16 protein-coding genes are annotated in these 26,603 nt (G+C 62.8%); 7 read left to right on the plus strand and 9 right to left on the minus strand.

Going from position 1 to position 26,603, the window contains the following annotated elements; all coding sequences use genetic code 11:
• Positions 1-3 precede the first annotated feature (3 nt).
• From fumC to BM062_RS09595, 3 genes are all read left to right on the plus strand, one after another.
• Entirely contained in the window at positions 4-1,395 is a 1,392-nt protein-coding gene (gene fumC, locus BM062_RS09585) for a class II fumarate hydratase (RefSeq protein ID WP_092396195.1), read from the plus strand.
• Positions 1,396-1,638: 243 nt separating this feature from the next.
• Positions 1,639-3,429: an autotransporter assembly complex protein TamA gene (locus BM062_RS09590; protein ID WP_371326570.1), complete on the plus strand. Its 1,791-nt coding sequence runs from the start codon at positions 1,639-1,641 to the stop codon at positions 3,427-3,429.
• 23 nt (positions 3,430-3,452) lie between these two features.
• Positions 3,453-7,481: a translocation/assembly module TamB domain-containing protein gene (locus BM062_RS09595; protein ID WP_254785024.1), complete on the plus strand. Its 4,029-nt coding sequence runs from the start codon at positions 3,453-3,455 to the stop codon at positions 7,479-7,481.
• A gap of 9 nt (positions 7,482-7,490) precedes the next feature.
• Here BM062_RS09595 and BM062_RS09600 read toward each other — a convergent pair whose 3' ends face one another.
• Positions 7,491-8,882 carry an MFS transporter gene (locus BM062_RS09600; protein ID WP_092396197.1) on the minus strand — a complete coding sequence of 464 codons (1,392 nt, stop codon included), beginning with the start codon at positions 8,880-8,882 and terminating at the stop codon, positions 7,491-7,493.
• 141 nt (positions 8,883-9,023) lie between these two features.
• Between BM062_RS09600 and pabB the strand changes: the two genes are divergently transcribed.
• Complete coding sequence (gene pabB / locus BM062_RS09605; RefSeq protein WP_092396199.1) at positions 9,024-10,913, plus strand: aminodeoxychorismate synthase component I; 1,890 nt, start codon at positions 9,024-9,026, stop codon at positions 10,911-10,913.
• Positions 10,914-10,921: 8 nt separating this feature from the next.
• Here pabB and BM062_RS09610 read toward each other — a convergent pair whose 3' ends face one another.
• The 6 genes from BM062_RS09610 to BM062_RS09635 all read right to left on the minus strand — a co-directional run bounded on the left by BM062_RS09610 (position 10,922) and on the right by BM062_RS09635 (position 21,610).
• Positions 10,922-11,353, minus strand: coding sequence for an EamA family transporter (locus BM062_RS09610; protein ID WP_092396201.1), 432 nt, complete (start codon positions 11,351-11,353; stop codon positions 10,922-10,924).
• Positions 11,354-11,421: 68 nt separating this feature from the next.
• Positions 11,422-12,903 carry an efflux transporter outer membrane subunit gene (locus BM062_RS09615; RefSeq protein ID WP_092396203.1) on the minus strand — a complete coding sequence of 494 codons (1,482 nt, stop codon included), beginning with the start codon at positions 12,901-12,903 and terminating at the stop codon, positions 11,422-11,424.
• 51 nt (positions 12,904-12,954) lie between these two features.
• The gene (locus BM062_RS09620; RefSeq protein ID WP_092396205.1) at positions 12,955-16,173 is read right to left on the minus strand and encodes an efflux RND transporter permease subunit; all 3,219 of its coding nucleotides are present in this window, start codon (positions 16,171-16,173) and stop codon (positions 12,955-12,957) included.
• 15 nt (positions 16,174-16,188) lie between these two features.
• Complete coding sequence (locus BM062_RS09625) at positions 16,189-19,335, minus strand: MdtB/MuxB family multidrug efflux RND transporter permease subunit (RefSeq protein ID WP_092396207.1); 3,147 nt, start codon at positions 19,333-19,335, stop codon at positions 16,189-16,191.
• A gap of 17 nt (positions 19,336-19,352) precedes the next feature.
• Positions 19,353-20,771 carry an MdtA/MuxA family multidrug efflux RND transporter periplasmic adaptor subunit gene (locus BM062_RS09630; protein WP_092396209.1) on the minus strand — a complete coding sequence of 473 codons (1,419 nt, stop codon included), beginning with the start codon at positions 20,769-20,771 and terminating at the stop codon, positions 19,353-19,355.
• A 341-nt stretch (positions 20,772-21,112) separates the two neighbouring features.
• Positions 21,113-21,610 (minus strand): Spy/CpxP family protein refolding chaperone, encoded by a 498-nt coding sequence (locus tag BM062_RS09635; RefSeq protein ID WP_092396211.1) that lies wholly within the window; start codon positions 21,608-21,610, stop codon positions 21,113-21,115.
• Positions 21,611-21,939: 329 nt separating this feature from the next.
• Between BM062_RS09635 and BM062_RS09640 the strand changes: the two genes are divergently transcribed.
• Together BM062_RS09640 and BM062_RS09645 are read left to right on the plus strand one after the other, a co-directional pair.
• Positions 21,940-22,662, plus strand: a complete 723-nt coding sequence (locus tag BM062_RS09640) for a response regulator (protein WP_175500945.1) — start codon at positions 21,940-21,942, stop codon at positions 22,660-22,662.
• Between the two features lie 38 nt (positions 22,663-22,700).
• Positions 22,701-24,068, plus strand: coding sequence for an ATP-binding protein (locus BM062_RS09645; protein WP_092396215.1), 1,368 nt, complete (start codon positions 22,701-22,703; stop codon positions 24,066-24,068).
• 98 nt (positions 24,069-24,166) lie between these two features.
• Here BM062_RS09645 and BM062_RS09650 read toward each other — a convergent pair whose 3' ends face one another.
• Complete coding sequence (locus BM062_RS09650; RefSeq protein ID WP_175500946.1) at positions 24,167-24,727, minus strand: glycine zipper family protein; 561 nt, start codon at positions 24,725-24,727, stop codon at positions 24,167-24,169.
• 11 nt (positions 24,728-24,738) lie between these two features.
• Positions 24,739-25,083 (minus strand): hypothetical protein, encoded by a 345-nt coding sequence (locus BM062_RS09655; RefSeq protein WP_092396219.1) that lies wholly within the window; start codon positions 25,081-25,083, stop codon positions 24,739-24,741.
• 293 nt (positions 25,084-25,376) lie between these two features.
• Here BM062_RS09655 and BM062_RS09660 point away from each other — a divergent pair, with 293 nt between their 5' ends.
• Positions 25,377-26,600, plus strand: coding sequence for a CaiB/BaiF CoA transferase family protein (locus BM062_RS09660; protein WP_092396506.1), 1,224 nt, complete (start codon positions 25,377-25,379; stop codon positions 26,598-26,600).
• The last annotated feature ends 3 nt before the right edge of the window (positions 26,601-26,603 follow it).

Raw genomic sequence — 26,603 nt, forward strand, 5'->3', positions numbered from 1 at the left:
GAAATGGCTACCAGCAGAACCGAACGCGATACCTTTGGCAAGATTGAAGTCCCGGACGAGCGGCTGTGGGGCGCCCAGACCCAGCGCAGCCTGCATCATTTCCATATCTCCAGCGAGCGCATGCCGCCCGAACTGATCGTGGCGCTGGCGGCGGTCAAGCAAGCGTGCGCGCAAGTCAACCTGGATCTCGGCAAGCTGCCGAAAACCCAGGCTGCCGCCATCATCCAGGCGGCGCAAGAGGTCGTGGCGGGACAGCATCCGGACGAGTTTCCACTGTCGGTGTGGCAGACCGGTTCCGGTACCCAGAGCAATATGAACATGAACGAGGTGCTGGCCAACCGCGCCTCGGAAATCCTGGGCGGCGTGCGCGGCGAAGCGCGCCTGGTGCATCCCAACGATGCGGTCAACCTGAGCCAGTCCTCGAACGATATCTTTCCGACGGCGATGCATGTCGCCGCCGCTCTCGCCATCGCCAGCAAGCTGCTGCCGTCGCTGCAAAAGCTGCGCGCGACCCTGCACAGGAAATCCGCGGATTTCGATGACATCGTCAAGATCGGACGCACCCACCTGCAGGATGCGACGCCGCTGACGCTGGGCCAGGAGTTCTCAGGTTATGTGGCGCAGCTGGACCACGCGGAAAAAATCATCAAAGCCGCGCTGGAACCGTTGTGCGACCTGGCGGCCGGCGGCACCGCGGTCGGCACCGGACTCAACGCGCCCAAGGATTTCGGCAGCCGGGTGGCGGCGCAGCTGGCGAAAACTGAAAACCTGCCGTTCCGTACCGCCGACAACAAGTTTGCCGCGCTGGCCGCGCACGACGCCCTGGTTGCCGGCCACGGCGCCTTGAAAACCCTGGCCGCGGCCTTGATGAAAATCGCCAACGATGTGCGCTGGCTGGCATCGGGGCCGCGTTCCGGCCTGGGCGAGATCAGCATCCCGGAGAACGAGCCGGGCAGCTCGATCATGCCGGGCAAGGTCAACCCGACCCAGTGCGAAGCGCTGACCATGCTGTGCTGCCAGGTGTTCGGCAATGACGTGGCGATCAATTTCGGCGGCGCTTCCGGTAATTTCGAACTGAATGTATTCAAGCCCCTGATCGCCCATAATTTCCTGCAAAGCGTGCGTTTGCTGGCCGACGGCATGGCCAGTTTTGAAGAGCATTGCGCCGACGGCATCGCCGCCAACCGCGACCGCATCGCCGAACTGATGGAACGTTCGCTGATGCTGGTGACGGCGCTGGCGCCGCACATCGGTTATGACCGCGCGGCACAGATCGCCAAGCATGCGCACCACGACGGCAGCACGCTGAAGCAGGCGGCGCTGGCGCTGGGTTATGTGACAGAGCAGGAGTTTGCCGAATGGGTGCAGCCGGCAAAAATGACGTACCCGGAATAAGCGTTTTGCCAGGGCGGCTGAGGCTGGCCGTTCTCGGCAGCCGCAGGTTAAATCATGTTACATCGCACCAAACGTGCAGAGCATCCAATACAATGACGCTATAGGGATAATGTCGTTTTCGCAATAGAAAAACAATATTTGTTAAAATGACCCTCCGCTACTGTTGCCCTTGCTTATGCGCTTACTGGTTTTGCTGATCACACCCGACACGCCGCTGCCGTTGCCGGCCATGGGCTGCCGCGCATGATGAAGTGCTTGCGTGCGCCTGCCATTTGCTTGAAGCCCTATCTGTATGGCATGGTTTTTGGCCTGTTGTCCCTGAGCGCGGCCGGCGCCGGCGCCGCCTATCGGGTGGAGATCGAGGCTCCCGGCGATCTGAAGGCTTTGCTTGACCAGCACCTCGACCTGTCGCGCTACAAGGACCGCCAGGACCTGAGCGAGGATCAGCTGAAGTTCCTGGTTGATACGGTCGATGAGCAGGTTACGCAGCTGACCTCGACTGAAGGTTACTTTTCGCCCAAGACCAGCGTCACGGTGGAACCGGGGGAGGTCAAGACCATCCGTTTGAAGGTCGATCCGCAGCAGCGCACCATGGTGTCCGCTGCGACTGTCGGCGTCGTCGGCAGTGCCGCCACCGAGATGCCTGAGCGGGTGCGCCAGATACAGCAGAACTGGGGCTTGCCCGCAGGCCAGCCTTTTCGCCAGGCAGACTGGGCCAAGGCCAAGGATGACGGTTTGCAGGTGCTGCTCAAGAAACGCTATCCGGCGGCCAAGGTCGCGCATTCGGAAGCGCGGATCACGCCGGAAGACAATGACGCCGAATTGTCCGTGCAATACGACAGCGGCCCCGCGTTCACACTGGGGGCGCTGCACATCACCGGCACCAAGCGCTACCCGGCCAGCATCATCGAGAACGTCAATCCCTTGCAGGTAGGGGAGGAGTACAGCGTCGACCGCCTGCTGCTGCTGCAGCGCCAGATCCAGAACACGCCATATTTCGGCAATGTGATCGTCAGCATCAATGACGATCCTGCGCAAGCGCTGGAATCGCCGGTGAATGTCCAGGTCACCGAGTTCCAGACGCAGCGGATACGCACCGGGCTGGGTTACGCCTCTGACACCGGAGCCCAGGTGCAAGGCCGCTACACCAACTACAATGTGTTCGGCAAAGCCTGGGTGTTCGACGCCCAGACCAAGATCGAACAGCGCCGCCAATACGGTGCGCTGGACCTGTCGATGCCGCCGGACAAGCGCAGCTTCGTCAATGGCATCAACGGCTCGTACGACCGGACCACCCTGCAGGGCGTCGATTTGCGCAGCATGAAAATCGGCCTGAAGCGCGCCCGCTCGCTGGAAAACTACGATACCGCGCTGACCCTGGATTATTATCGCGACCGCCTGCAGCAGACCGATGGAGCGACCTTGCCGCCGAATACCGTGGTGCAGCCGGGCCAGCACCAGGCCCTGGTGCCTGGATTTGCCTGGGTCAGGCGCGCCGTCGACGATTCCATTTTCCCGCGCAGCGGCCATATCTTTTCGGTGCAGACCGGGTTTGCCGTGAAGGGCTTGCTGACCGACCAGACATTTTTCCGGGCCGATGGCCGCTACAAGCATTATTTCCCGGTAGCGAAACGCGATGTGGTGATCCTGCGCACCGAGCTGGGCGGCGTGTTTACCGCCGGTTCCAGCGCCGCGGTGCCGGCCTCCTTGCTGTTCCGCGCCGGCGGCAATGAATCGGTGCGCGGCTATAGTTACGACAGTATCGGCAATGCGCAGAACGGCACCGTCTATCCGACCAAGTACATGGTGACCGGCAGCGCCGAATACCAGCACTGGCTGACCCAGCAATGGGGCGGCGCCGTGTTTTACGATATCGGCACCGCCACCGACAGCTGGGCCGACCGCGCTACCAAGGTCGGCACCGGTCTCGGCGTGCGTTACCGCAGCCCGGTCGGGACGGTGAATGTCGACCTTGCCTACGGCGTCCAGGCCAAACAGTTCCGGCCGCATATTTCGCTGGGCATCGCCTTCTGATTTTTCTTTTCAAGATTGAACGCATGACCGAAGCAGCCATCTCCAAGGAATCAGCCCGCCCGCCGCCGAACAAGAACGGCGGAGGCATGCGCTGGCTGTGGCGGACGCTTGCGGTTTTGCCGTTGCTGACGCTGGTGCTGGCAGGCTCGCTGTTTTTCGGCATCCATTCCGAATCCGGCACCCGGGCCATGTGGCAATTGGCCACCTGGGCAATGCATGGCAATTTGTCCGGGCAGCTGGCCGGCGGCACGGTTGCGGACGGTCTGCAGTTGCGCAACGTGGTCTATCGCGACGCCACCCAGCAATACAAGATTGACCGGATCGACGCAAAGTGGCATGTGAACCTGTCGCCGCTCAAGCTGGATGTCGCTTACCTGCACGTAGGCAATGTCGACGCCCGGCTGGAGCCGACGCCGCCGGAACCGACCGTCATGCCGGCCAGCCTGGCGTTGCCGCTGCAGCTTGCCCTCAATGATGTTTCATTGGACAAGCTGTCCCTGCACCAAGGATTGAGCACGACGGAACTGAGCCGCTTGCAGCTGCATGGGGAATCCGACGGCACCCAGCATAACCTGGTGCTGGAACGGCTTGACACGCCATACGGCAAGGCCAGCGCCAAACTCAGCCTGAACGGCGTGAAGCCGTTTGCGTTGAGCGGCGGGGCGGATTTGAGCGGCGAATACCAGAAAGAAAAATACCAGGTGGACGCGGTGTTGTCCGGCACCCTGGCGCTGCTGGACATAGGCTTGAATGCACGCGGCGACAAATTGAGTGGAACTGCGAAGATTGCCGCGACGCCGTTTGCACCCATCCCGTTCCAGCAGCTTGAATTGAACGCCGCCCACATCAATCCGAAACTGTTCAGCAGCAGCGCGCCGCAGGCCGACCTCAGCCTGCAGGTTGCGCTGAAGCCGGAGATGCCTGCTGCCGCTGCTGCTGCGGCCGGCAGCGCACCGGCTGTGGTGGACCTGGCGACACTGACGGTGAGCGGACCGATACGCATCGCCAATGCCAACGCCGGCGCGCTGGACCAGGACCGCTTGCCGCTGGTCAGCGCCGGCGCCGAATTGCGGCTCGATACCCAGGTCCAGCAATTGTCGCGGCTGCAGCTGAAACTGCTGAAAGACGCCAGCATCAGCGGCCAGGGCGAATACCATGGCGACGGCAAGAACAAGGGCAACGGTGAATTCAGTTTCGACGTTGCCGGCCTGGATCTGCAGGCGCTGCACGGCAAGCTGAAACCGACGCAGTTGCGCGGGCCGCTCAAGGTCAGGCTGACGCCGGAAAACCAGCAGATCAGCCTGGACCTGGCCGACGCCAACTACAAGGCAAAACTGGAAACCGTGATCGACGCCAAACAGATCGCCGTGAAAACGGCGCAGCTGGCAGCCGGGGCGGCGCGTCTCGATGCCACTGGCAGCCTGGAACGCGGCGCCGGAATGGCCTACGCGGTAAAAGGCAGCCTGCGCGATTTCAATCCCTTTCTCTGGATCGACAGCGCGGCTGCGGCGAAAAGCGCTGCCAAGGGCGCAGCAAAATCCGGTAGCGCCGTCAGCGCTCCTAAAGCCAAGGCTGTGACGGCAAACATCAACATGGATATCGACGCCAGCGGCAACCTGGAGCCGGAACTGAAGGTGAAGCTCAAGTTCGCCATCCGCGATAGCCGCTACGACCAGCTGCCGATGACCGGCAGCGGCTTGCTCAACCTGGCCGGCGCGCGCTTGCTGCCTAGCGACGTTGCGCTGTCGGTGGCCGGCAACGAACTGCAGGCCAAGGGCAGCTTCGGCGCTGCCGGCGACCGCCTGGTCTTGAAGCTTGATGCGCCGCAGCTGCAGGGCCTGGGTTTCGGCATTTCCGGCGCCGTACACCTGGACGGCCAGCTCAGCGGAACCTTGCAAAAGCCGAATGTGCAAGCCACGTATCGTGCCGAAAAACTGGCCTATGGCGAACATCGGGCGGATAGCCTGTCAGGGCAGGCCGATATACAGGCGGACCTGAACGCCAAGCTCAATTCCGCCGCCAACCGGCTGGCCCTTAGCGTAGAGGGCCGCGGCTTGCATAGCGCCGACATGGCGCTCGACAAGCTGAGCCTGAACCTGGCCGGCACGTATGGCGCCCATACCCTGAAGCTGGACAGCAGCGGCACCCTGCGCGGCAAACCTTTGCACCTGACCTTGGCAGCGCAAGGCCAGCTGAACGAAAGCAAGGCCGGATACGGCTGGCAGGGCCAGCTCAGCGAATTGCAGAACCAAGGCACGCCGCGCATCAGCCTGGCGGCGCCGCTGGCGGTCAGCGCCGAGGCGGGGCGCGTGGTGCTGGGCGCAAGCCGCTTGAATGTGGCCGATGCGCAGGTCGACCTGAAAAATTTCAGCTACGACCATGGAAAAATCCGTTCGGCCGGCAGCGTCAATGCGCTCAACGTAGCGACGATACTTGGCCTGGCGCATGAGTTCGGCGGCCCCGAACTTCCTTTGAAGACGGACCTGGTGCTGGATAGCAGCTGGGATTTTTCGCTGGCGGAGACCGTCGGCGGTTACCTGCAGATCGTCCGCCGCAGCGGCGACCTGCGCGTCAATCCGGGACGCGGCGACGTCAGCCTCGGTTTGTCGGAGCTGAAGCTGCGGGCAGACCTGCAGGGCGGCCAGGTCAGGCTGGATAGCCGGCTGGCGGCTTCCAGGATAGGGACGCTGGACGCGCAGCTGCAACTGGCCCTGCAGCATAGCGACAGCGGCTGGGCCGCCAGCGACAGTTCGGCGTTGTCCGGCCAGGCCAGGTTGCAGGTGCCGCAATTGAAATCCATCGGCGCGCTGATCGGACCGCAGGTTGCGCTGGACGGCAGCCTGGCGCTGGACCTGAGCCTGGGCGGCCAGCTGGGCAAGCCGATGCTGTCAGGCAAAGTCGCCGGCGACCAGCTTGCCGTCACCCTGTTCGACCAGGGCATCAAGCTGAAGGACGGCACGGCGCGCCTGAACCTGGCTGACAACGTGGTCGAGCTGCAGCAGCTGGAATTCCACGGCGGCGACGGCACCATACGCGCCACCGGCCGGCTGCAGCTCGGCCATGACAATCCTGACCTGACGGCCAGCGTGGTCGCCGATCGCCTGCAGCTGTTCGCCAGCCCGGACCGCCAGCTGATGCTGTCGGGCCAGGCCAAGATCGCCAACGTCAAGGAGCAGCTGCACGTCGACGGTAAGTTCACGGTCGACAAAGCCCTGTTCGACCTGCCGAAGAGCAGCGCGCCGGTGCTGGGCGACGATGTGGTCATCGTGCGCAAGGAAGTGAAGGCGCGCGCGACGCCGTTGACCGAGCAGGAACGCCTGGCCAAGGCGGCGCAGAAACCGGCCGGCGGCGCCACCCCGGTGATGAATGTGGAAGTCGATTTTGGCAGTGATTTCCGCTTCCGCGGCAGCGGCGCCGACCTGCTGTTGCGCGGCGCCATGCAGGTCCGCAGCGAGCCTTACCAGCCCCTGCGCGCCACCGGCACGATCCGGGTCGCGAGCGGCAGCTACGAGGTGTTTGGCCGCAAGCTGGCGATCGAGCGCGGACTGATCAATTTCCAGGGGGCGATCGACAATCCGAATATCAACATCCTCGCCATGAAGCGCAACCAGGAAGTCGAAGCGGGCGCCGAGATCACCGGCAATCCAGGCAACCTGCGGGTCAAGCTGGTATCGGAGCCGAACGTGTCGGACGAGGAAAAACTCTCCTGGCTGATGTTCGGCCACGGCAGCGACAGTTCTGCGCTGGGCCAGCGCCAGGCCGCCGGCCAGGCGCTGGCGCTGCTGGGAAATTATGGCGGCAAGAAGATTGCCCAAGGCATCGGGTTCGACGAATTCTCGATCGGCTCCAGCGACTCCGGCATCGAAAACGAGCAGGTGGTCAGCCTGGGCAAGGTCATCACCGAGAAAATCAACCTGGGTTACGAACAGAGCCTGACCAGCGCCGCCAGCATCTTGAAACTGACCTGGCAATTTTCACGGCGCTGGTCGATGGTGATGCGCGGCGGCACCATCAACGGCCTGGAAGTCCTGTACAACTTGCGCTTCGATTAATCCTGGCCATCAGGCGCGGCGGCCCGACAGTTCGGCGCCGGCGTCGGGCTGCAGTTTCAAGGCAAACGGCAGCGAAGCCAGCGCAACCAGCGCGATCAGCAGGAAGGCCGGCCAGAAATCGGCGCTGACGATGGTGGCGTGGCCCTGCACCTGGTTCGACACCTGCAATGCAAAACCACCGACCGTCACGCCCAGGCCGATCGCCAGCTGCTGGGCGACGCTGGTCAGGCTGGTGGCCTGGCTCATCTGGCGCTGGTCGATCTCGGCATAGGCAATCGCATTCAGGCTGGTGAACTGCATCGACCGCACGCAGCCGCCGAGCAGCAGCATGAGGATGATGAAGATATGCGGTGAATCGGCTTTCAGCACGCCGAACGCCGCCATCGACAGCGCGCCAAGCAGCGTGTTGTAGACCAGCACGCTCCTGAAACCGAATTTTTTCAGCACGGTGGTGGTCATGGTCTTGACGAAAATTGCGCCGGCGGCCGAAGCGCAGGTCAGCAGGCCGGACTGGAACGGCGTCAGGCCGAAGCCCAGCTGGAACAGCAGCGGCAGCAGGAACGGCAAGGCGCCTACGCCGATGCGGAACAGCGAGCCGCCGAAGACGTTCATGCGCAGCGTCGGAATCTGCAGCAGCCGCAGGTTGATCAGCGGATGCGGAGTACGGAAGGCATGCCATGTGTACGCCAGCAAGCTCACGGTGCCGACTGCCGCGCAAGCCAGCGAGACGTCGCCGGCCACCAGGTGCCGGCCGGCGCTGGCCAGGCCGAACATCAGCGTCGAACAGCCGATCGCCGACAGCAGGAAACCGATCCAGTCGAGCGGTACGGTATCATCGCTGCGCAGGTTCTCGATGTACCGAGTGGCCAGGTAAATGCCGAGGATGCTGATCGGGACGTTGATGAAGAAGATCCAGCGCCAATGGAAATAGGTGGTGATGAAACCGCCCAGCGGCGGTCCGATCACCGGCCCCAGCAAAGCCGGGATGGTCAGGTAGCTGAGCGCGCGCACCAGTTCCGCCTTGGAGGTGGTGCGCAGGATGACCAGCCGCCCGACCGGCACCATCATGGCGCCGCCCACGCCCTGCAGGAAGCGGGCCGCGACAAATTCCGCCAGCGTGTTCGACATGCCGCACAGGATCGAACCGAGCATGAACACGCCAATGGCGCTGCGGAATATCGTGCGGGCGCCAAAGCGGTCGGCCATCCAGCCGCTGATCGGGATGAATACCGCCAGGCTGACCAGGTAGGAAGTCATCGCCAGCTTGAGCGCGATCGGGCTTTCTCCCATGTCGCGTGCCATCATGGGTAACGAGGTAGCGATCACGGTAGAGTCCATGTTTTCCATGAACAGGGCGCAAGCTACGATCAGCGGCGTGAGGAAGACGCGGGATATGGCCATGAAGGGGTAGGCGGGCGGGGCGGGCAAAAGCCCCGCCTGCCCTGCTTAAAAGGGGATAATTATAGTATTTTTGACAATTTTTTGCCGTTCAGATAGCATGCAATCTGTTACCTTGGCCGCCTGCCGCTTTTCACAAGAACCATGACCAACACGTTTCCCGCGTCAACCGAGTGTTTTGCCTTGCTGGATGACCGCAGCGCCATTTCTGCGCAAGCGCATTGTTCCCGACTATACACCGGCCACGTGCGCAGCCTGTCGTGTTTTGAAGCGGACCGGCTGCCGCAGTTGATCGAACAGATGCAGCAAGCCTTGCGCGAGGGTTTGCACGCGGTGACCTTGTTTACCTATGAACTCGGGATCGGGCTACAGCATGTCGCGCTGCCGCAGCCGCCGGCAGTGGCGCCCCAGCCTTTGGCGCAAATCCTGCTGTTCTCGCATTGCGAGCGTTTGAACGATGCCGAGGTAGACGCCTGGCTGGCGCAACGCCAGGCTGCAGAACATGGCGCAGCGGAAGCCGAGGCTGGCATCGCCAATCTCCATCCGAACGTCAGCGCCGCGCAATTCGCCGCCGCCATCGCCAAGATCCACGCCTACATCGAAGCCGGCGACACCTACCAGGTCAACTATACCTACCGCCTGCGTTTCGATGCCTACGGCAGCCCGGTTACACTGTATCGCCGGCTCAGGCAACGCCAGCCGGTGCCTTACGGCAGCCTGATCCTGCTGGAGGACGGCGCGGCGGTCCTGTCGCTGTCGCCGGAGCTGTTCGTACGGCATGCGGCCGGCGTGCTGACCACGCGGCCGATGAAGGGCACCGCCGCCGCCAGCGGCGACGCCGGACAGGATGCCCTGGCCGCCAGGGCGCTCGCCGCGGATCCGAAGAATCGGGCGGAAAACCTGATGATCGTCGACTTGCTGCGCAACGACCTGGGACGGATCGCCGTCCTCGGCTCGGTGCGCGTGCCGCAATTGTTCGAGGTGACGCGCTTCAACACTGTGCTGCAAATGACTTCCACCGTGCAGGCGCAGGTGCGCGACGATATCAGCCTCAGCGCCGTGATCCAGGCGCTGTACCCGTGCGGATCGATAACCGGCGCGCCCAAGCATCGCACCATGCAAATCATCAATGAGCTGGAGCCTGAGCCGCGCGGCCTGTATACCGGCGCGATCGGATGGTTCGATGTGGAGCAGCCGGGCCGCCGGTTCGGCGATTTCTGCCTGTCGGTGCCGATCAGGACTTTATGGCTGCAGCCAGCTGCGCCGGACGGCTTGCACGGCGCCAGCATACGCCACGGCGAAATGGGCGTCGGCGCCGGCATCGTGCACGACAGCGTGGCGGCGGAGGAGTTTGCCGAATGCGCATTGAAAGCCAAATTCCTGACTGGCATGGTCGGCGATTTTTCCTTGTTTGAAACCATGTACGCGACTGCCGCGGACGGATGCCGTCACCTGGACCTGCATTTGCAGCGCTTGCAGGCATCGGCCGCCTACTTTGGTTTTCCTTACGATGAAAACGTCCTGCGCGCGACTTTGCGCGCGCATTGCGCCAACTTGCCTGCCGGCGCACCCCAGCGCTTGCGCCTGACCTTGTCGGCAGATGGCGGCTGCAGCCTGCAAAGCGCGGAACTGGGGACGCTTGAACTGCCGGTCAGCCTGTTGATCGCGCCGGCGCGGGTGCAGTCCGGCGACCTGTTCCTGCGGCATAAAACCACGGTACGGCAACGCTACGACCAGGCTTGGCAGCAAGCGCAGCAGCTGGGGGCTTTCGATATGCTGTTCTTTAATGATGAAGGCGAGTTGACCGAAGGCGGCCGCAGCAGTGTGTTTGTCAAGCTGGACGGGCGCTGGTACACGCCGCCGCTGCGGGCAGGTCTGCTGCCCGGAGTGATGCGCAGCGTGGTGCTGGACGATCCGGCGTGGAACGCCAGCGAACGCAGCCTGGACCTGGAAGATTTGCTGGCCGCCGAGCAGGTCATGGTGTGCAACGCCTTGCGCGGAACCATGCCGGCTACGCTGCTGCAGATCGTGTAGCAGGCTGGTCAGAACGCGATGATCACGACCGAGCCGGCCACGATCAGCGAACCGCCGATCGCTACCGGCCAGGTCAGCTGTTCGCCGGCGAACAGCAAGCCGAGCACGATGGCGAAGGCCACGCTCAGTTTGTCGATAGGCGCTACCTTGGACACCGGGCCGATTTGCAGCGCATGGTAGTAGCACAGCCAGGACAGGCCGGTAGCGATGGCCGACAGCACCAGGAACAGCCAGTTGGAAGAGCTGACCAGCGTCGGTTTCTGCCATTCGCCGCGCAAGCTGACGATGCCGGCGATCACGAACAGGATGATGACGGTGCGGATGAAGGTGGCGAAGTTGGAGTTCATGCCGGCGACGCCGAACTTGCCGAAGATCGCCGTCAGGCCGGCGAAGAATGCAGAGCCAAGAGCAAATACCTGCCAGCTGGAGCCGAAATTCATTTTTTTCCCCTGATATCGAATAGGACTTGACCGACAGGATTCAAGTCAACGCCATTTTGCCCCGAATTTCATTTGGCCGCAGGTTTGCCCGTGGCGGCGGCATCGCGATCGTTCAGCATCGCGTTGCCGGGCAGCTCAGCCTGGTTCCAGCCGCCGCCTAGCGCCTTGATCAGCAGCACGCTTGCGGCAAAGCGCCGGTTCTGGATATTCAGGGCCGACAGGTCGGCGTTGAATGCGGTCGCCTGCGCCGTCACCACGCTGGTGTAGTTGACGGTGCCGGCCCTGTACTGGTTCAAGATCAGTTCCAGCGCATGATGCGCGAACTGGACTGTCTCGGCCTGGACCGCGGCCTCCTGTTCCAGGATGCGCAAGGCCGCCAGGTTGTCTTCCACCTCCTGGAAACTGGTCAGCACCGCCTGCTTGTACACCGCGACGCTGGCGTCGTAGGCGGCAATCGCCTGGTCGCTTTGGGCGCGCCGCGCGCCGCCGTCGAACAGGGTGGCGGCCAGCGCCGGCCCGAGCGACCAGATGCGGTTAGGAACCGTCAGCCAGTTGGCGAAGCTGTTGCTTTGGAAGCCGCCGGAAGCCGACAAGGTCAGGTCGGGGAAATACGCAGCCTTGGCCACGCCGATCTTGGCGTTGGCCGATGCCGCCAGCCGTTCCGCCGAGCTGACATCGGGGCGGCGCTCCAGCAGCGAGGATGGCACGCCGACCGGGATCGCCGGCAGCACCGCTACCAGCGGCGCCGGTGTGATCGAGAAAGTAGAGGCTGCCTGTCCGGTTAGCAAGGCAATCGCATGTTCCAGCTGGGAGCGCGCTACGCCATTGTCCAGCGCTTGCGCCTGCGCGCCTTTGAGCTGGGTCTGGGCCTGGATCACGTCAGAGCGCGCGACCACACCGACGGCATACTGGTTCTGGGTCAGCTGCAGCGATTTCTGATAGGCCGCTACCGTGTCGTCGAGCAAGGTCTGCTGCATGTCGAGCACCCGCAGCTGCAGGTAATTCTGGGCCAGCGTCGACTGCGCGCTGAGCCTGGCTACCTGCAGGTCGGCGGCGCTGGCCTGGGCCGAAGCCTGGTTGGCTTCCACCGTGCGGCCGATGCGGCCCCACAGGTCGGGTTCCCAGCTGGCGCTCAGGCCGAGCGCATCGGTGGTGGTCACCGAGCCGCCGGAACTGCTCAGGCTGCTGCTGCGCCCGCCGGAGCGGGTGGCCGACACGTTGGCCGACACGGTCGGGAAGTAAGACGACCTGGCCGATTCCACCAAGGCTTTGGCCTGCCGGAACTGCGCTTCGGCTTGCGCCAGGTTCTGGTTGGAGATATTGACTTGCTCGACCAGCGCATTCAATTGCGGATCCTGGAAGATTTCCCACCACTTGCCATGCAGTTCCTGGTCTTGCGGGGTAGCTGTCTTCCAGTCTTTCATTTCCTTGAAGGCGGCCGGCGCAGCCGTGGCCGGCTTTACATAGTCCGGCCCGACGGCGCAGGCGCTCAACAGCAGCGCCGCGGCTGCCGCCGCCAACAGGGTTTTACGGGTAGGTGCTTGTTTCATATTGGATCCGTTGATTATCGTTTTGCATCGGCCATGATTTCCGTGTCGTGCTTATGCTTCGCTGGCGTCAGGCAACGGCCTGCCGCCGCGCCGTTCCCATTTATCCTTGCTCCACAGGCGGAAGCGATCCATGTACAGGTAGACCACGGGCGTCGTGTAGAGGGTCAGCAGCTGGCTCACGATCAGGCCGCCGACAATCGCGATGCCCAGCGGCCGCCGGAGTTCGGCGCCGTCGCCCTGGCCCAGCGCCAGCGGCACCGCGCCCAGCATGGCCGCCATGGTGGTCATCATGATCGGCCGGAAACGCAGCTTGCAGGCTTCGAAAATCGAATCGCGCGGCGACAGGCCGCGGGTGCGCTCAACGTCGAGGGCGAAGTCGATCATCATGATCGCATTTTTCTTGACGATGCCGATCAGCAGGATCACGCCGATCAGGGCGATCAGGCTGAATTCGGTGCCGGTTGCAAGCAAGGCCAGCAAGGCGCCGACGCCGGCCGAAGGCAGGGTCGAGAGGATGGTGATCGGATGGACGTAGCTTTCATACAGGACGCCGAGCACGATGTACACCGCCAGCAGCGCCGTCAGGATCAGCAGCGGCTGGCTGCTCAGGGATGACTGGAACAGGTTGGCGCTGCCCTGGAAGCTGCCGTGCACCGAGGTCGGCACGCCGATCCGGGCCATGGCGTCGTTGATTGCCAAGGTGGCGTCGGACAGGGAGCCGCCGACCGGCAGGTTGAAGGAAATGGTGGAGGCGATGAACTGGCTCTGGTGGTTGACGCCGAGCGAGGTGTTGGTGGGCTGGAAGCTGGAGAACGCCGCCAGCGGCATCTGTTGTTCCGCCGTGGTCGACAAGGTCAGCGCCAGCGACGAATTGGACGCCAGCTTGCCGCCCGCCGTCAACGCCGGCGGCGTGCCGAGAGCGGACGTAGTGGGCGACAGGTTGGCGGTGCTGGAAGGAATGCTGACGTAAGTGTCGTGCAGGATTTGCGGACTCTGCCAATACTGCGGCGCTGCTTCCATCACCACGTGGTACTGGTTCATGCCGCTGTAGATGGTCGACACCTGGCGCTGGCCGAACAGGTCGTTCAGGGTCGAATCGATTAGCTGCGGCGTGACGCCGCTGCGGATGGCGGTTTCGCGGTCGATGGTCAGGGTGGTCTGCAAGCCTTTGTCCTGCTGGTCGGTGCTGACGTCGGCCAGCTGCGGCAGGGTGCTGAACGCCTCGCGGATCTTCGGCTCCCAGGTGCGCAGTTCGTTCAGGTCGTCAGACTGCAAGGTGTACTGGTACTGGCCGTCGCTGACACGGCCGCCGACCCGGATATCCTGCACCGACTGCATGAACAGGTTGGCGCCGGCAATATGGCTGAGCTTGCCGCGCAGCCGTCCGATCACCTGGTCCGCTGTCAGCTTGCGCTGCGTCAGGGGCTTCAGCGTGATGAACATCTGGCCGCGGTTGCTCTGGCCGCCGCCGGTGAATGCGATCACGCTCTGCACGTCGGGATCCTTGCGGACGATCTCGACAAACTGGTTCAGTTTGGTGCTCATCGACTGGAACGAAATCGACTGGTCGCCCTGGATGCCGCCGATCACCAGGCCGGTATCCTGCTGCGGGAAAAACCCTTTGGGAATCGCGGTGTAAAGATACACGTTGAGCACGATGGTGCCGAACAGGATCAGCATCATCAAGGGCGCAAAACGCAAGGCCCACGCCAGCGAACGTTCGTAGCCGCGCAGCATGGCGTTGAAGGCGCGTTCGGTGGCGTTGAAAAAACGCCCCTGCTTGCGGTCCGGCTCGTGCTTCAGCAGGCGCGCGCACATCATCGGCGTGGTGGTCAGCGACACTACCAGCGAAACCAGGATCGCGACCGACAGGGTGACGGCAAATTCGCGGAACAGGCGGCCGACGATGCCGCCCATCAGCAGGATAGGGATGAATACCGCGATCAGGGAAATGCTCATCGACATCACGGTAAAGCCGACTTCCTTGGCGCCCTTCAACGCCGCTGCAAACGGTTTCATGCCACCTTCGATATGGCGCGAGACGTTTTCCAGGACCACGATCGCATCGTCCACCACAAAGCCGGTGGCGATCGTCAACGCCATCAGGGAGAGGTTGTCGAGGCTGTAGCCGAGCAGGTACATGGCGCCGAACGTGCCGATCAGCGAGATCGGCACCGCGACCGCCGGGATCAGCGTGGCGCGGCCGTTGCGCAGGAACAGGAACACCACCATGATCACCAGCGCGATCGACATCAGCAGGGTGTTTTCGGTCTCGCGCAAGGAGGCGCGGATGGTCGGCGTCCGGTCCATGGCGACATCGAGGTTGATGGCAGCCGGAATCGAGGCGCGCAGCTGCGGCAGCAGGGCCCGCACTTCATCCACCGTTTCGATGATATTGGCGCCGGGCTGGCGGCTCAGGATCACCAGCACCGACGGCTTGCCGTTGGCCGAACCGGAGTTGCGCAGGTTGGCGACCGAGTCGACCACCGTGGCGACATCGCTGACGCGCACCGGCGCACCGTTGCGATAGGAAACGATCAGCGGCATGTATTCGGCGGCGGTCTTGGCCTGGTCGTTGGCGTAAATCTGCCAGTTCTTGTCGCCATCTTCCAGCATGCCCTTAGGACGGTTGGCGTTGGTGGCCGCGATCGCTGTGCGGACGTCGGCCGTGCCTATGCCGTATTTGTTGAGCGCGGTCGGATTCAGCTCGACCCGCACCGCCGGCTGCGAGCTGCCGCCGACGCTGACCTGGCCGATGCCTTTCACCTGCGACAGCTTTTGCGCCAGGATGGTGTCGGCGGCATCGTACATCTGGCCTTGCGTCATGCTGTCCGAGGTCAGCGCCAGGATCATCACGGGCGCATCGGCCGGATTCACCTTGCGATAGTTCGGATTGCTGGGCAAGCCGGTCGGCAGCAGGTTGCGCGCCGCATTCAGGGCAGCCTGGACGTCGCGCGCCGCGCCGTCGATGTCGCGGCTGAGGTCGAACTGCAGGGTGATGCGGGTCGAGCTGAGCGAACTCGACGAAGTCATTTCAGTGATGCCCGCGATCGATCCCAGTGCGCGCTCCAGCGGCGTGGCCACGGTGGCGGCCATGGTTTCCGGGCTGGCGCCCGGCAACGAGGCGGAGATCGAGATCGTCGGAAAATCCACCTGCGGCAACGGCGAAACGGGCAGCAGCCGGAACGCCACCATGCCGGCCAGGGCGATGCCGATGGTCAGCAGGGTGGTGGCGATCGGCCGTTGGATAAAGGGACGCGAGATATTCATGCTGTCTTGGCTTCCCTACGGCTTGGCCGGTTCAGGAATCGCGCCGTCGCTGTCGTCGTCGCCCTTGTGCTCGTCTTGATTGATGCCGAAACGTGCTTTTGTACGGCGCGCCAGGTCGTCGAACGCCAGGTAGATGACCGGCGTGGTAAACAAGGTCAGCACCTGCGACAGCAGCAAGCCGCCGACCATGGTGATCCCCAGCGGTTGCCGCAGCTCGGAGCCGACGCCGGTGCCCAGCATCAGTGGCAAGGCGCCCAGCAAGGCTGCCATGGTGGTCATCAGGATCGGGCGGAAACGCAGCAGGCAAGCCTGGTAGATCGCTTCACGCGGGCTCTTGCCTTCATTGCGTTCGGCATCCAGCGCAAAGTCGATCATCATGATGGCGTTCTTCTTGACGATACCGATCAGCAGGATGATGCCGATGATGCCGATGATGCCGAGGTCGGTGCCGGCGATCATCAGCGACAGCAGGGCGCCCACCCCGGCCGACGGCAGCGTCGACAGGATCGTGATCGGGTGGATGTAGCTTTCATACAGGACGCCGAGCACGATGTACATCGTGATGATCGCCGCCAGGATCAGCATCAGGGTGTTGCTGAGGGAAGCCTGGAACGCCAGCGCCGCGCCCTGGAAGCTGGTCTGGATGCTGTCCGGCATGCCGATTTCCTTTTCGGCCGTCTGGATTGCCTTGACCGCGTTGCCCAGCGAGGCGCCGGGCGCCAGGTTGAAGGAAATCGTGGTGGCGGGGAACTGGCCGATATGGTTCACCACCAGCGGCGAAGTACGCTCCTCGATGCTGGCGATGCTCGACAGCGGGACCTGGTTGCCGTTGCCGGCGACCAGGAAAATGCTGTTCAGCGCCGCCGGGCCTTTCTGGAATTCCGGCTTGACTTCCATCACCACCCGGTACTGGTTCGACTGGGTGTAGATGGTGGAGATCAGGCGCTGGCCGAACGCGTTATACAAGGCATTGTCGATCGCCGCCGTGGTGATGCCCAGCCGCGAAGCGGCGTCGCGGTCGATCGCGATGTAGGCTTGCAAGCCGAGATCCTGCTGGTTGCTGGCGATATCCGCCAGTTCCGGGATCTTGCGCAGGCGTTCGATCAGCTTGGGCACCCAGATGCTGAGCTCCGCGGCGTTGGCGTCTTCGACGCTGAACTGATACTGGGTGCGGCTGACGCTGTCTTCAATCGTCAAGTCCTGCACCGGCTGCATGTACAGCGTGATGTCGCCGACCTGGCGGTCCAGTTCCGGCTGCAGGCGGCGGATGACGTCGCTGGCGCTGATGTTGCGTTGTTCGCGCGGCTTCAGATTGATCAGCATGCGTCCGCTGTTGAGGGTGGCGTTGCTGCCGTCGACGCCGATGAACGAGGACAGGCTCTCGACCGCCGGGTCTTTCAGCACCACCGCCGCCAGCGCCTGCTGCCGTTCCGACATGGCGGCAAACGAAATCGATTGGCTGGCTTCCGAAATGCCCTGGATCACGCCGGTATCCTGCACCGGGAAAAAGCCCTTTGGAATGAATATATACAGCACCGCGGTCAGCACCAGGGTGCCGATCGCCACCACCAGGGTGGAAAGCTGGTGGCGCAGCACCCACTCCAGCGCCACGCCGTAGCGGGCAATGATGTTGTCGAAGAACTCGCCGCTCTTGCGGTAGAACCAGCTTTGTTTTTCTTCCGGGATATGGTGCAGCAGCTTGGCGCACATCATCGGCGTCAGCGTCAGCGAGATGACGGCGGAAATCAGGATCGCCACCGCCAGCGTGATGGCGAACTCGCGGAACAGGCGGCCGACCACGTCGCCCATGAACAGCAGCGGGATCAGCACCGCAATCAGCGAAAAGGTCAGCGAAATGATGGTGAAGCCGATTTGCTCGGCGCCTTTCAGGGCCGCCTGCAAGGGCTTCATGCCTTCTTCGATGTAGCGTGAAATGTTTTCGATCATCACGATCGCATCGTCCACCACGAAGCCGGTGGCGATGGTGAGCGCCATCAAGGTCAGGTTGTTCACCGAGAATCCGGCCAGGTACATGATGCCGAAAGTGCCGATCAGCGACAGCGGCACCGCCACGCTAGGAATGATGGTAGCCGGCACGCTGCGCAGGAAGATGAAGATCACCATCACCACCAGCGCGATCGACAGCAGCAGTTCGAATTGCACGTCCGCCACCGAGGCGCGGATGGTGGTGGTGCGGTCGGTCAGGATCTGGACATCGATCGCGCCAGGCAAGGTTTCCTGCAGTTTCGGCAGGATCTTCTTGATGTTGTCGACCACGCCGATCACGTTGGCGCCCGGCTGCCGCTGGATATTCAGGATCACGGCAGGCGAGGTGTTGGACCAGGCCGCCAGGCGAATGTTTTCCGCATCGTCGACCACATCGGCGACATCGGAGATGCGGACCGGCGCGCCGTTCTTGTAGGCGATGATCAGGTTGCGGTATTCGTCGGCCGAACGCAGCTGGTCGTTGGCGTCGATGGTCGAGGCGCGCGCCGGTCCGTCGAAACTGCCCTTGGCCTGGTTGACGTTGGCATTGCCGATGGCGGTGCGGATGTCATCCAGGTTCATGCCCAGCGCGGCGACTGCGCGCGGATTCAGCTGCAGGCGCACGGCAGGCCGCTGGCCGCCGGACAGGGTGACCAGGCCGACTCCCGGCACTTGCGAAATCTTTTGCGCCAGGCGGGTGTCGATCAGGTCCTGCACCTTGGGCAGCGGCAGCGTTTTCGAGGTGATCGCCAGCGACATGATAGGCGTGTCGGCCGGATTCACCTTGTTGTAGATCGGCGGCGTCGGCAAGTCGGACGGCAGCAGGTTGCCGCCGGCGTTGATCGCTGCCTGGACTTCCTGTTCGGCGATATCGAGGCTCAGGTCGAGGCTGAACTGCAGGGTGATCACCGAAGCGCCGCCGGAACTGGTCGACGACATCTGGTTGAGGCCCGGCATCTGGCCGAACTGGCGCTCCAGCGGCGCGGTGACCGAGGAAGTCATGACGTCCGGGCTGGCGCCGGGATACAGCGTCACCACCTGGATGGTGGGATAGTCGACTTCCGGCAAGGCCGAAAGCGGCAACTGCTTGTAGGCGACGATGCCGGCCAGGAAAATCGCCAGCATCAACAGGGATGTGGCGACCGGCCGGAGAATGAACTGACGTGAGGGATTCATGCGTTCTTCACGGCCGGTTATTGACTGCTGCGGTTATTGGGGGCGGCAGGCGCCGGCGCAGAGGCTGCGGGGGCAGACGCATCGCCGCCGGCGTCCGCGCGGTGGCGCCGGCCGCCCTTATGGGCGCCGGCAGCGGCGGGGTCGGCCCCGGTCGCTGCTGCTGCAGGTCCGCCGCGGGTCACCGGCTCCACTTTGGCGCCTTCCTTCAGTTTGTCTATGCCGTCGATCACCACGGTTTCACCGACTGCGATGCCTTTGTCGATGGCGGTCGATTCGCCTTCCACCGGACCGGCCGTCACGGGGCGGATGGTGACAGTGTGGTCGGCTTTCACGACGTACACGAAATTGCCGCTGGAGCCGCGCTGGATTGCCGCGTTCGGAATCACGGTGGCGTCGCGGCGGGTGTCCAGCAGCAGGCGGACGTTGACGAACTGGCTTGGGAACAGAGCGTAGCCGGCGTTCGGGAATTCCGCCTTGAGCTTGACCGTGCCGGTAGTGCTGTCGACCTGGTTGTCGATGGTGAGCAGCGCGCCGCTATCGAGCTTGTTCTTCTGGTCGCGGTCCCAGACGTCGGTCGCCAGCGTCTTGCCGGCCTGGATCTGTTTCATGACGCTGGGAATATTGTCTTCCGGGATGCTGAATACGCTGGTGATCGGCTGCAGCTGGGTGATGACGGCGATGCCGTTGGTATCACTGCTCTGCACGATATTGCCGAGGTCGACCTGGCGCAGGCCGATGCGGCCGCTGATCGGCGCGGTGACGCGCGAGTAGGTGAGCTGCAGGCGGGCGCTGTCGAGCGCGCCCTGGTCCGACCTGACCGTGCCTTCATATTGCTTGACCAGCGCGGCCTGGGTGTCGACTTGCTGGCTGGCGATCGAATCCTGCGCCAGCAATGTGCGGTAGCGCTGCAAATCGATCTGCGCTGCCTTCAGCAGGGCAGTGTCGCGGATCAGCTGGCCCTCGGCCTGCGTTACCGCCACCTGGTACGGACGCGGATCCAGTTCTGCCAGCAAGTCGCCGGCCTTGACCACCTGGCCTTCCTTGAAATGCAGTTTCATCAACTGGCCGTTGACCCGGCTTTTCACCGTCGCTGTCGCTTCCGGCGTGACGCTGCCGAGGCCGGAAAGATAGATACGGATATCGCCAGTTTTTGCTGCAGCTACGCCTACCGGCAATGGGCCGCTCGGTCCGCCGGGCCCGCCGCGCCGGCCACCTTTACCGCCGCCGTTGGCCGCCGACCCCGCTTGCCCGGGTTTTGCCGCAGCCGCATCGCCAGACTGATGGCTGCGGCCCCAGATCAGGTAAGCCGCCAGCGCCAGCACGACGACCGCGGCCAGCCACCACCAGCCGCGCTGGAATCCGCCCTGGCGTTGGCTGGCAAGGGCAGGCCGGGTTTGGCTGGATTGGTCGGTTTGAGAGGTCGGTGTAGTAGTCATCGCAGGCAGGAGGTCAGTCAGAATGTGGACGGATGCAATGCAACAATTTGCCGGGGGGCTGGCCTGCGGCAGATTGTTGAAAAATAATTACATGAGTTTAGCGAGTAAATTTTACCGCCGTGTGTATTTATTAGAAATTGTTTCAAATTAATGAAAGACGCTGCGAGGCAGTGTAGCCGCTGGCTAGGCGGTCGGCAATTGGGTTGTTTCGGCAGGATCCGCCGGCAAACGGCGAGGCCGCGGAATATGCGCCAGGAGGGAGTCGGGCCGGGCTGGTTCCGGGGCTGCGCCGTTTGCCGGGAGCCGGCTGCGGCCCGGTCGGAAACCGGGCCGTTTTGCAGTTAAGGGGCGGCGTCAGGACCGCCGCGGTGACCACCGCGATGGCCGAAACGATGCTGTTCCATTTGCTTGAAGTGGTCGTCAAACACCTTTTGCTGGACTGGCGTCAGCGCGGCGTAGAACTCCTTGACCGCAGCGGTGCGGTCGGCCAGGCGGCTTTCAGCCCGCTTCAGGAATTCCATCTTGTGCTCCATGCGTTCAGGGGCGGTTTGCTTGGCCCATTCTTCCTTGCTCGGGCGTTGCGGCTTGTCGGTAGGCGGGACCGGCTTGATTTTGCCGATAAAGGTCTGCCATGCGGGTTCCTGGGCCGAGGTGATTTTCAGGTCGTCATGCAGTTTGGCCTGCCGTTTTGCCATCTTTTCAGCGAATTTGGCCTGTTGTTCCGGCGTAGGCGCGTGACGTCCCGGGCCGCCGTCGACCTGGGCCTGGGCGGTCATGCCCATGGCAGCAAAGCTCAGTGCGGTCACGCCAATCAGCAGTTGTTTGCGAAGCTTGAACATCGTGAAATCTCCATGAATTTAAGTGCAATCCGCACAGTTCGCATTGGACCGCGCTGGTGTATCGCCGGTTTTTCATGGAAGTCCAGCTTTGTATCTGCATGTATGGCATCCAGTTTGCTTTGTATCTTAATGTGTCCACACAGGTGGCAGATATGCCAATATACAAATTACTATCGTCTTTCTTGTGCCGAGTTGCCATAATCCTAGAAACTACAGCCGCCGGCAGCTGCCGCCTACCAGGGATTGACCGCATTGAATACTTCGCCATTCATCATTAAGCACTTCTTTTTTCGATTGGCCGCACTTCCGGTCCTAGGATAATCACGCATATGGAAACTGCTGCTCACATATTGGTGGTCGATGACGACCACGAAATCCGCACCTTGCTGGCCGAGTACCTCGACGCCAACGGCTTCCGCACCTTGATGGCGACCAACGGCAACGACATGCGCAAGGTGTTGTCGGAAGCGCGGGTCGACCTGGTGGTGCTGGATCTCACCTTGCCGGGCGAAGACGGCCTGACGCTGTGCCGCAACCTGCGCGCCGATTCGAACATCCCGGTGATCATGCTGACCGCGCGCGGCGAACCGCTGGACCGCATCCTCGGCCTGGAAATGGGCGCCGACGATTATTTGTCGAAACCGTTCGAGCCGCGCGAGCTGTTTGCCCGCATCCGCAGCGTCTTGCGCCGCACCCAGGCGCTGCCGCCGAACATGGCCTCGCCGGAAGCCCAGCAGATCCAGTTCGGACGCTGGACGCTGGACCTGATCGCGCGCCACCTGGTCAACAGCGAGGGGCTGGTGGTGGCCCTGTCTGGCGCCGAGTACCGTATCCTCAAGGTGTTCCTGGACCATCCGAACCGGGTCTTGAACCGCGACCAGCTGCTGGAGCTGACCCAGGGGCGCGAATCCGATCCCTTCGACCGTTCGGTCGATATCCAGATCAGCCGCCTGCGCCAGAAACTGGGCGACGACGCGCGTACCCCGGTGATCATCAAGACCGTGCGCAACGAAGGTTATGTATTGGCCACCGCGGTGACGGTTGAGTCGTGACGCAGCGCGGTTGTGCGCTCGGATAAAGTAGAAGAGGAATGCCGTTCGTGAGAAATTTTTTTGGCTCGGTTGCCAACCGGGTATTCCTGATCCTGCTGACGGGCATACTGGTCGCCGCCGCCGCCACCAGCTGGCTGGCTGAAAACGAGCGGCGCAAGGCTTTCAAGGAATTTTATGAATTCCGCATCGCCGAACGGGTCGAGCAGATCGTTTTTTCGCTCGACAATGTCGGCCCCGACATGCGTTCCGTCGTGCTCCAGACCAGCGAGAATTTTGGCCTGGAAGCCAGCATGGTCAAAGACACCGAGAACGCCGTCGACGACAATCCGTCCCTGACCTCGCTGCTGAAGGCGCGCCTGGGCGCCGATCGCAGCATTGTGGTGGACAAGCAAAGCGACTGCAAGCTCCATATGCGCAGGAATTTCGATTTTCGCCGGCCTGAGGAATGCCAGGTGGTATACGTCAGCCTGAAAGACGGGGCGCTGCTCAAGCTCAAGCTGCGCATGACGCGCGGCCCCGGCGCGCCTCCTCCGGCGCGGCCGCCAGGCATGCCCTACCTGTCGCCTTATTTCGCCTTGTTCCTGACGTTGATCGGCGGCCTGGCTTATTTCGTCGCCAAGATGACGGCGCGGCCGATCAAGCACCTGGCGGTTGCCGCCGGTGAACTGGGGCGCGATATCGACCGGCCGCCGCTGGACGAAACCGGTCCGACTGAAGTACGGCAGGCAGCCACCGCTTTCAACGCCATGCAAGCGCGCATCAAGCGGCAGATCCAGCATCGCACCCACATGCTGGCGGCGATCACCCACGATTTGCAGACGCCCCTGACCAGGTTGCGCCTGCGCCTGGAAAAGGTGGGTGAGGCCGATTTGCGCCGCAAGCTGCTGGAAGACCTGGCGGTCATGCAAAGCATGGTGCGCGAGGGCCTGGACCTGGCGCGCAGCATGGATTCGGCTGAAGCGATGCAAAAGCTCGATATCGATTCCCTGCTCGACAGCGTGTGCGCGGATGCTGTCGACGCCCGGCAGGATGTGACGCTGGAAGGGCGCACGCGCGCTTCGATCATGGCGCAGCCGAACACGCTGCGGCGCTGCCTCACCAACCTGGTCGACAATGCGACCAAATACGGCCGTTATGCGCGCCTGCTGGCGGTGCGTGAAGGGAACGACATCGTGATCAGGATCCGCGACGGCGGCACCGGCATTCCTGCCGAGTTGCTGGAAACGGTGTTCGACCCGTTTTTCCGCCTGGAGACCTCCCGTTCGCGCGATACCGGCGGCACCGGGCTGGGACTGACCATCGCACGCAATATCGCCGAGAACCACCGGGCGACGCTGCAGCTGCGCAACCATCCGGAAGGCGGCCTGGAAGCGACCTTGAGGTTGCCGGCCTTGAACGGCATCTGAAAATAGCCGAGCGGCGGCCCAACAGAAAATCTTCCCCTGAATGCAAAAAGACATGCCTGAAGCATGTCTTTTTTTTTTGTGGTTGCGATCAGCCGGGATCAGTAAGGAACATAGTCTGGCGGCGGACCGTAGTTGCCGCGTTGCGGCGGGTAATAGTCAGGCGGCGCCGAGTACTGCGGAGCCGGAGCATACTGCTGGCGACGGCTGTTTGCATAGCCGCCGGCGACCGGCACCTGGTTGCCCTTGGCGTACATGCATTGGGTATAGACATTGTTGTACTCGCGCTGCATGCCGTAGCTGCTGCGCGCCGCCGAGTCGCCGGCGACCGAGCTGCCGGCCAGCAGGCCGACGCCGCCGCCAATCGCCGCACCGGCGCCGGCACGGCCGGTTGCCGCACCGATCAAGGCGCCGGCCGCGGCGCCGATCACGGTGCCTGCCGCTGCCGTTCCTACCGCATTATCGGCGGCTGCTTGCGGCGCGTATGGTCCTATACGTTCCTGGGCGTAACGCTGGCAGACTCCTTCGTCGTTACGGAACTGTTCATAGCTTTTACCCGCACCCGGCAGCGCCATCACATTCGGGCCTGACGGCGCGGTAACGCAGCCGGTCAGCATGACGGCCAGCGAGGCCGCGATTATCTTGGTCGTTCCACTTATCATCACACACCGCCTTATCTAGGTTGAGCTTCGTCCGGCATTACCTTCATCCAGCCCTTCGGGCAGCGAGGAATCTGGGGGTAGTAGCCAGCCGGACTAGGGCAGTAATAAGCATAGTTCGGGGCTTTTTCTATATAGGTTTGCGGCTCAGGTTCAACGTAGACCGGCGGTGGGGCGTAATACACCGGTGGCGGCGCGTAATACACCGGCGGCGGGCCCCAATACAGCGGTCCGCCTATGGTTACACCGAAGCGCGGGCCGTAAAAGCCGCCATGTCCGTAATAGCCGTAGGCAAAACTGGCCGAGCTGGTGACCATCAGGCCCGCAGCGGCAAGTACCAATAGAGCAATTTTTTTCATGATATGTCCCACGCATTTATCAGTGATTTAATCATAATCCCGGACAGCCGCAAGCGCAAAAAGGAGTTACGTCTGGTTGCAAATGTTGGCGTCAAGATCAATCATTTTAACTCTTTGATACAAAGCGGCTTATATGGGCGGAATGCAGGAGAGCCAATGCGGAGAATTGTTGCAGGACAGCAGGAGATTTTTACTTGCCCCTGCGCGGCAGTCTGCAAGGCAGTCGGCTTGCGACCTACTCTATAATCAGCCGATCCTCCGCATCGACAGACGACAGAAAACAGGTGAAAGAAATGCAGCAGCCAAGCGCACAACAGCAATCCTCCCTCCAGGGCGTCAAGGTGATCGAACTCGGCACCTTGATCGCCGGTCCTTATGCCGCCAGCCTGCTGGGCCAGTTTGGCGCCGAAGTGATCAAGATCGAAGCGCCGGGCGACGGCGATCCCCTGCGCAAGTGGCGCAAGCTGCACAACGGCACTTCGCTGTGGTGGTATTCGCAAAGCCGCAACAAGAAGTCGGTGACCTTGAACCTGAAGTCGGAGCAGGGCCAGCAGATTGTGCGCGACCTGGTCAAGGACGCCGATATCGTGATCGAGAATTTCCGTCCCGGCACGCTGGAAGGCTGGGGCCTGGGCTGGGAAGATTTGTCGAAGATCAATCCGAAGCTGATCATGGTGCGTGTATCCGGTTACGGCCAGGACGGCCCTTATCATGCGCGGCCCGGGTTTGCGGCGATTGCCGAATCGATGGGCGGTCTGCGCAACCTGGCCGGTTATCCCGACCGGCCGCCGGTGCGGGTCGGCGTCAGCATCGGCGATACGCTGGCGTCGCTGTATGGCGTGATCGGCGCCTTGCTGGCCATGCACCATCTGAAAGCGAACGGCGGTACTGGGCAGTTCATCGACATCGCTCTGTACGAAGCGGTGTTCGGCGTGATGGAAAGCCTGATTCCGGAATATGCCGAGTTCGGTTTCGTGCGCGAACGCACCGGCGCCAGTTTTCCGGGCATTTCACCATCCAGCACTTATCCCTGCCTGAGCGATGTCCGCGGCGAACACTATGTGATCATTGCCGGCAACGGCGACAGCATCTTCAAGCGCCTGATGCACGCCATCGGCCGCAGCGACCTGGCGGAAGATCCGCGCCTGGCGCGCAACGACGGCCGGGCGCAGCATAACGACATGCTTGATGCCGCCATCACGGAATGGACCTCGCGGCATGGCCTGGAGCATGTGCTGCAGGTGCTGGAACAGGCGGAAGTACCGAGCAGCAAGGTCTATACCGCGGCCGATATCCACCAGGACCCGCATTTCCGCGCGCGCGACATGATCCAGCAGCATGTGCTGCCGGACGGCCAGCCGATAGATTTGCCGGGCATCGTGCCCAAGCTGTCGGCGACGCCGGGCCAGACCAACTGGGTGGGGCCGGAACTGGGGCAGCATACGGCGGAAGTGCTGGCCACCATTGGCCGGAGCGCCGAGCAGATCGCACAGTTGCGGCAGCAAGGCGTGATCTGAACA

This window comes from Collimonas sp. OK412 (assembly GCF_900112135.1).
GTDB classification, from domain to species: domain Bacteria; phylum Pseudomonadota; class Gammaproteobacteria; order Burkholderiales; family Burkholderiaceae_D; genus Collimonas; species Collimonas rhizosphaerae.

Coding starts and splice junctions, on each gene's coding strand:
- fumC (WP_092396195.1), top strand. CDS start 4: ATGGCTACCAGCAGAACCGAACGCGATACCTTTGGCAAGATTGAAGTC.
- BM062_RS09590 (WP_371326570.1), top strand. CDS start 1,639: ATGATGAAGTGCTTGCGTGCGCCTGCCATTTGCTTGAAGCCCTATCTG.
- BM062_RS09595 (WP_254785024.1), top strand. CDS start 3,453: ATGACCGAAGCAGCCATCTCCAAGGAATCAGCCCGCCCGCCGCCGAAC.
- BM062_RS09600 (WP_092396197.1), bottom strand. CDS start 8,882: ATGGCCATATCCCGCGTCTTCCTCACGCCGCTGATCGTAGCTTGCGCC.
- pabB (WP_092396199.1), top strand. CDS start 9,024: ATGACCAACACGTTTCCCGCGTCAACCGAGTGTTTTGCCTTGCTGGAT.
- BM062_RS09610 (WP_092396201.1), bottom strand. CDS start 11,353: ATGAATTTCGGCTCCAGCTGGCAGGTATTTGCTCTTGGCTCTGCATTC.
- BM062_RS09615 (WP_092396203.1), bottom strand. CDS start 12,903: ATGAAACAAGCACCTACCCGTAAAACCCTGTTGGCGGCGGCAGCCGCG.
- BM062_RS09620 (WP_092396205.1), bottom strand. CDS start 16,173: ATGAATATCTCGCGTCCCTTTATCCAACGGCCGATCGCCACCACCCTG.
- BM062_RS09625 (WP_092396207.1), bottom strand. CDS start 19,335: ATGAATCCCTCACGTCAGTTCATTCTCCGGCCGGTCGCCACATCCCTG.
- BM062_RS09630 (WP_092396209.1), bottom strand. CDS start 20,771: ATGACTACTACACCGACCTCTCAAACCGACCAATCCAGCCAAACCCGG.
- BM062_RS09635 (WP_092396211.1), bottom strand. CDS start 21,610: ATGTTCAAGCTTCGCAAACAACTGCTGATTGGCGTGACCGCACTGAGC.
- BM062_RS09640 (WP_175500945.1), top strand. CDS start 21,940: ATGGAAACTGCTGCTCACATATTGGTGGTCGATGACGACCACGAAATC.
- BM062_RS09645 (WP_092396215.1), top strand. CDS start 22,701: ATGCCGTTCGTGAGAAATTTTTTTGGCTCGGTTGCCAACCGGGTATTC.
- BM062_RS09650 (WP_175500946.1), bottom strand. CDS start 24,727: ATGATAAGTGGAACGACCAAGATAATCGCGGCCTCGCTGGCCGTCATG.
- BM062_RS09655 (WP_092396219.1), bottom strand. CDS start 25,083: ATGAAAAAAATTGCTCTATTGGTACTTGCCGCTGCGGGCCTGATGGTC.
- BM062_RS09660 (WP_092396506.1), top strand. CDS start 25,377: ATGCAGCAGCCAAGCGCACAACAGCAATCCTCCCTCCAGGGCGTCAAG.